Here is a 4765-nt window from a genome sequence, read left to right on the forward strand (position 1 = left end):
AGCGCTTCGTCCTGATACACGACCGACAATTCCCCTTCTTCCGGTGATAAGCCTGCGCTCGGCTCCTCAAGCGGAAAAAGGACGGAAACAGCGTCTCCTTTGTCTAACCGGTATCTGACAGTCTGTTCCTGCCCATTCACGAGAAGAGCGCCTCCTTCATACTTCGTGGCGGTCAGCGTCTTTTTCGAAATGCCTTTTTGCTGCAAGAAATCACGCAATAGAATGGAGTCGTCTTCCACCAGGAAATCAAGCCGGAATCTGAGATCTTCCTGCCGCATCATTCGTCACTCGCAATAAACGAATCGTGCACGCGTTTCCAGAAAGGGAACGGGCGAAAACGTGCAAATCGGACACGCTGTCCGGATACTTTGTATTCTATAGACTTGACGTCTTTGTGAAGCAACTGCAAATGGTCAATCGTCACCATGAAATCGGGTCCATTGACTGGTGTCAGGACACAATTATGATGAGATGGCAGCACAAGCGGCGATCCCACTGTACGGAATACCCGGTTATTAATGGACGCCATCTCAGTCAGCTGCATCGCAGGAAGTGCCGGATGAATAATGGCACCGCCAAGAGCTTTATTATACGCTGTGGAGCCGGAAGGGGTGGACATGCAAAGGCCGTCTCCCCGGAATCTTTCAAAATGTTCTCCATTCAACTCTACGTCCATGACAAGCGTCACTTCCGGTGATTTCACAGTTGATTCATTCAACGCCAAATACGTAGCCACCTCATCGGACGTTCGATAATTAATGCGTACTTCAAGTAGCGGATATTCAATGACATCGTATTCTTTTCGAGCAATGGAAATAACGAGCTTTTCAATCTCCAACGGCTTCCAATCCGCATAAAATCCGAGATGTCCCGTATGGATCCCGACAAACGCAGTATGCTGCAGCCGATGAATATACTTATGAAAGGCGTGCAGCAACGTGCCATCGCCTCCGATCGACAGGACGATATCAGGTTCATTCTCATCATATTCGAGACCGAAATCGGACAAATAGCCTTTTGCCTCATCGCGCAATCTTTCAGACAGCGTATCATTCCTCGTTTGGATTGCAAATTTCATGAATTTACTCCCCCTTCCACTTTTGTTCGCCATAGTCACTGTCCGGCGTTTCCTTGAATGCACTGAAATACTTCTGGGCATCATGTATTTCATCCCGGATGAGCGACATCTCCTCATCCAGCCGGAATGCCGCCTCTGCCGCACGTTCCAGGCGATGCCTGATCTCATCAGGCAATTCGCCTTTATATTTATAGTTCAATGAATGTTCAATGGAGGCCCAGAAATTCATCGCAAGCGTCCGGATTTGGATTTCTGCTAGGATCGTCTTCTCTCCGTGTATCGTCTGCACCGGATACTCGATAATTATATGATACGAGCGATAGCCGCTCGCTTTTTTATTGGAAATGTAGTCACGTTCCTCAATTACCCGCATATCAGTCCGCTGCCTAAGCGTCTGCACGACTTTGCCGATATCATCAACAAATTGACACATCAGGCGGACACCCGCAATATCAGGGAGTTCTTTCGCCAAAGCCTCAGAGGGTTCAAACGGGATCCCTTTTTCAAGCGTCTTATCATAGATGCTCGCCAAAGGCTTTAACCGGCCGGTTACAAACTCAACAGGTGTATGGACATTTTCCAATTCGTATTGTGACCGCAATCCTTTTAATTTCACTTTTAATTCGGCCACTGCCTGCTTGTATGGTCCTAAAAATTGTTTCCATTCCTTCATCAAGGACCCTCCCCCCACTCTATTCAATACTAACAACTCGACTCAGGTATTAAACCTGTAAGATAGCGCTGAACTCGTCCTCCACGGCGGAGGAGAATTCTTCGCCGTAATTGTCATTCCCTTCGATATTAAAAACTAACATCGTCAGCTCTTCCACAAATCCAGGAAGCTCGATTATTTCCTCATCCCATTTCGCCACAGGCTGCTTGCCTGATTCCAGCACTTCCGCCATTTGCGGCCAGATAGTTTTCGGGAAATGTATGTACGTATAACCCTCTTCTGTTTCAAATAAATAAACGAATGCCATCTCATCCGAATCAGTGATCATTTTCTTGGAAGGTGCACCTTCGGGACGTCCATTGGTCGCATCGATGGTAAATTGCATTGTTTCATTATGTATAGTTGCGTCGTTCACTCGATATTGAATTCGCATGCGTTCTACTTCCTTTCCTTATCATACGTTCAGTCTACCATATGATAGGTTTTCATGCAGTTTGTAATATGCGTTTGGGCGTATACTTGTTATACTATACATATAGTATAATTTACTGTTTACAATGAAAGGAACGATCTTTATGGATGCGCGCTCCATTCGTACACTGCTTGACATAAATGCGATGCAGACATTGGGTTCTGTACAAACATATGCCTTTGGACAAACCGGGACTGCTTCCCTGTTTGATGAATTGCTTGGAGAGTTCATGGGTTCATCTTCTATTGCGGATTCAGTGACAAATGTTTCCGGCTCATTGCTTGGAGCAGCCGACCCTTTGGCCTACTCCGGTGCAAACCAAATATATATGCCACTCTCCATCGGCAATGGATTCGTTAGCACATCTGCTAGCGGGATGCCTAGGATTGACATGAATGAAGACCGGGATTTTGCAGACATTATTAAAGAAGCAGCGGAACGTTTTGGTGTCCCTGAAAAATTAATTTCAGCTGTTATTAAACAGGAATCCAATTTCAATCCTTCCGCCGTCAGCCATGCGGGTGCCGCGGGATTGATGCAGCTGATGCCCGGGACTGCCCGGCTCCTGGGAGTCCAAAACAGCATGGATCCTGTGCAGAATATCCACGGCGGCGCAAAATATTTGCGTCAAATGCTGGACCAGTTCGGAAATAATACAGAGCTGGCACTTGCGGCATACAACGCGGGACCCGGCAATGTAAAAAAATATGGCGGCATACCGCCTTTTAAAGAGACACAGCAGTATGTGCAAAAAGTGCTCGTTTATTATGAAAGTTTCCATGTATGACTGACTTGAAGAAGTTGTAAGGCTATTTATTTGTGAAAGAATAGTCTGGTTGATAAAATGTCATTACAGTCAGAGCAAAGGAGATTGACATAAATGACTCGAAAACCTTTGATTCCTTATGAGGAGATCGGTGCTGAAAAGCTGTCGGAACTCATTGACCGATTTTATGAAAAAGTTGCTGTCCATCCGGACTTATATCCGATTTTCCCAAAAGACCTGACCGAAACTGCTAGAAAGCAAAAACAATTTCAGACACAATATTTGGGCGGACCCAATTTATATACCGAAGAACATGGACATCCGATGATGAAGGCAAGACATATGCCCTTCCCTATCACACCGACTCGGGCCAAGGCATGGCTCGCCTGTATGAAGGAAGCAATGGATGAAGTCGGAATGGAAGGAAAGCTGCGTGAAATTTACTTTAAACGGCTGGAGATGACAGCTAATCATATGGTAAATCGGAACGAGGGTGATTTTCATTGAACCGTCGGACATTGATGGAAACTCCGGTCTCCTCACCATCCCAATCGAGACCGATTGAATTATATGTTTTCGTAGACCCTTTGTGCAGTGCCTGCTGGTCGTTGCAACCGCTGCTCCGCAAATTGCAGATTGAATACGACCGCTATTTTTCCTTGCAGCTCGCATTGCGCACTTCCATTCCGAAAACGAATGCATGCTGCCGCAATGAAGACGACTTATTGGCATGTGAGAAAAGCCATCCCGCTTTCCCTAGCATCGCCATGAAAGCTGCCGAATTCCAAGGAAAACGGGCAGGTTTTCGTTTCCTTTCCAAAATGTATGAGTATACGTTTCTGAAAAACAGGAACATCACCTCTTTTTCAGTATTAACCGAAATAGCAGAAAAGCTTACCCTTGATGTGGATGAATTCATCCGCGATTTTTCCTCTAAAAACGTCATGCGATCATTGCAGGTGGACTTATATCTAGCAAAGGAAATGGAAGTGGCCGAAGCCCCGACGTTCGTCTTTTTCAATGGCAATATCGAAGACGAAGGATTGATGGTCAGTGGATCCTATCCTTATGAGGTATATGAACAAATACTGGAGGAACTTCTCGGCTGCACGATTACGCCTGAATGCCCTCCTGAGCTCGATGATCTCTTGCAGCGGTTTGATACGATGTCGACTCAAGAAATCGCGAGCATTTATTCCCTTTCCGAAAAAGAAGCGGAACGTGAATTAAAAAAACGCCTTCTCCAGCAAAAGGTGGAACGATTGACGTTGCAAAATACAACCTTATGGCGCAATAAATGAAAAAGACTCGATTCCTTTAAACGGGAATCGAGTTTTTTCTTTAATTAAATATAAAGAGCATCCCTCCTGGGGGAGAGGGATGCTCTAATAAAGGGAATGGGAGAAATGTTCACGTTCAAACAAAAGGGGTGTATGTTTGGTATGTGATTTATTTCACATCTATAATTTATCATGGAATAATAGTTAAATCAACATTTCACAAATAAATTCACATATATGTCACAAATGCTAAACAGGTAAAACATTATAGCTATAAGTTATATAACAGCCGTCTTCCTTGATTCGACAAGTTTCGAGCTTATGAAAGCGCTTTATTTATAATTATATAAATATAACTACTGTTATAGTCTTTCCTGTCTAACGACAACGCTTCTCCCCAAATCGCATGGAATATTGAAAATTGGAATCGAGTAGGAGGGAGTGATTAACTCCCGACCTCTCACACCACCGTACGTACCGTTCGGTATACGGCGGT

At 44.8% G+C, this 4765-nt stretch carries 6 protein-coding genes and 1 pseudogene; 3 read left to right on the plus strand and 4 right to left on the minus strand.

The features are described from left to right. From NCCP2222_RS03775 to NCCP2222_RS03790, 4 genes and pseudogenes are all read right to left on the minus strand, one after another. Nucleotides 1-278: pseudogene (locus NCCP2222_RS03775) on the minus strand (RluA family pseudouridine synthase); the annotation flags it as partial. Further along, nucleotides 278-1078, minus strand: coding sequence for an NAD kinase (locus NCCP2222_RS03780; RefSeq protein ID WP_375709151.1), 801 nt, complete (start codon nucleotides 1076-1078; stop codon nucleotides 278-280). The pseudogene NCCP2222_RS03775 and the gene NCCP2222_RS03780, both read right to left, overlap by 1 nt. 4 nt (nucleotides 1079-1082) lie before the next feature. Then, the gene (gene yjbM / locus NCCP2222_RS03785; protein WP_248509726.1) at nucleotides 1083-1751 is read right to left on the minus strand and encodes a GTP diphosphokinase; all 669 of its coding nucleotides are present in this window, start codon (nucleotides 1749-1751) and stop codon (nucleotides 1083-1085) included. Between the two features lie 49 nt (nucleotides 1752-1800). After that, nucleotides 1801-2184, minus strand: coding sequence for a UPF0738 family protein (locus NCCP2222_RS03790; RefSeq protein WP_248509727.1), 384 nt, complete (start codon nucleotides 2182-2184; stop codon nucleotides 1801-1803). 142 nt (nucleotides 2185-2326) lie between these two features. Between NCCP2222_RS03790 and NCCP2222_RS20710 the strand changes: the two genes are divergently transcribed. The 3 genes from NCCP2222_RS20710 (at nucleotide 2327) to NCCP2222_RS03805 (ending at nucleotide 4290) form a co-directional block, all read left to right on the plus strand. Then, on the plus strand, nucleotides 2327-3010 hold the full coding sequence (locus NCCP2222_RS20710; protein ID WP_282570646.1) for a lytic transglycosylase domain-containing protein: 684 nt from the start codon (nucleotides 2327-2329) through the stop codon (nucleotides 3008-3010). A 93-nt stretch (nucleotides 3011-3103) separates the two neighbouring features. Next, nucleotides 3104-3496 (plus strand): globin domain-containing protein, encoded by a 393-nt coding sequence (locus NCCP2222_RS03800; protein WP_248509729.1) that lies wholly within the window; start codon nucleotides 3104-3106, stop codon nucleotides 3494-3496. Further along, entirely contained in the window at nucleotides 3493-4290 is a 798-nt protein-coding gene (locus tag NCCP2222_RS03805) for a DsbA family protein (protein WP_248509730.1), read from the plus strand. Before NCCP2222_RS03800 ends, NCCP2222_RS03805 begins: the two co-directional genes overlap by 4 nt. The last annotated feature ends 475 nt before the right edge of the window (nucleotides 4291-4765 follow it).

The organism is Sporosarcina sp. NCCP-2222 (assembly GCF_023168145.1).
Classification (GTDB): Bacteria; Bacillota; Bacilli; order Bacillales_A; family Planococcaceae; genus Sporosarcina.

Excerpts from the sequence above, each read along its gene's own strand:
- NCCP2222_RS03780 (WP_375709151.1), bottom strand. The coding sequence starts at position 1,078 with ATGAAATTTGCAATCCAAACGAGGAATGATACGCTGTCTGAAAGATTG.
- yjbM (WP_248509726.1), bottom strand. The coding sequence starts at position 1,751 with ATGAAGGAATGGAAACAATTTTTAGGACCATACAAGCAGGCAGTGGCC.
- NCCP2222_RS03790 (WP_248509727.1), bottom strand. The coding sequence starts at position 2,184 with ATGCGAATTCAATATCGAGTGAACGACGCAACTATACATAATGAAACA.
- NCCP2222_RS20710 (WP_282570646.1), top strand. The coding sequence starts at position 2,327 with ATGGATGCGCGCTCCATTCGTACACTGCTTGACATAAATGCGATGCAG.
- NCCP2222_RS03800 (WP_248509729.1), top strand. The coding sequence starts at position 3,104 with ATGACTCGAAAACCTTTGATTCCTTATGAGGAGATCGGTGCTGAAAAG.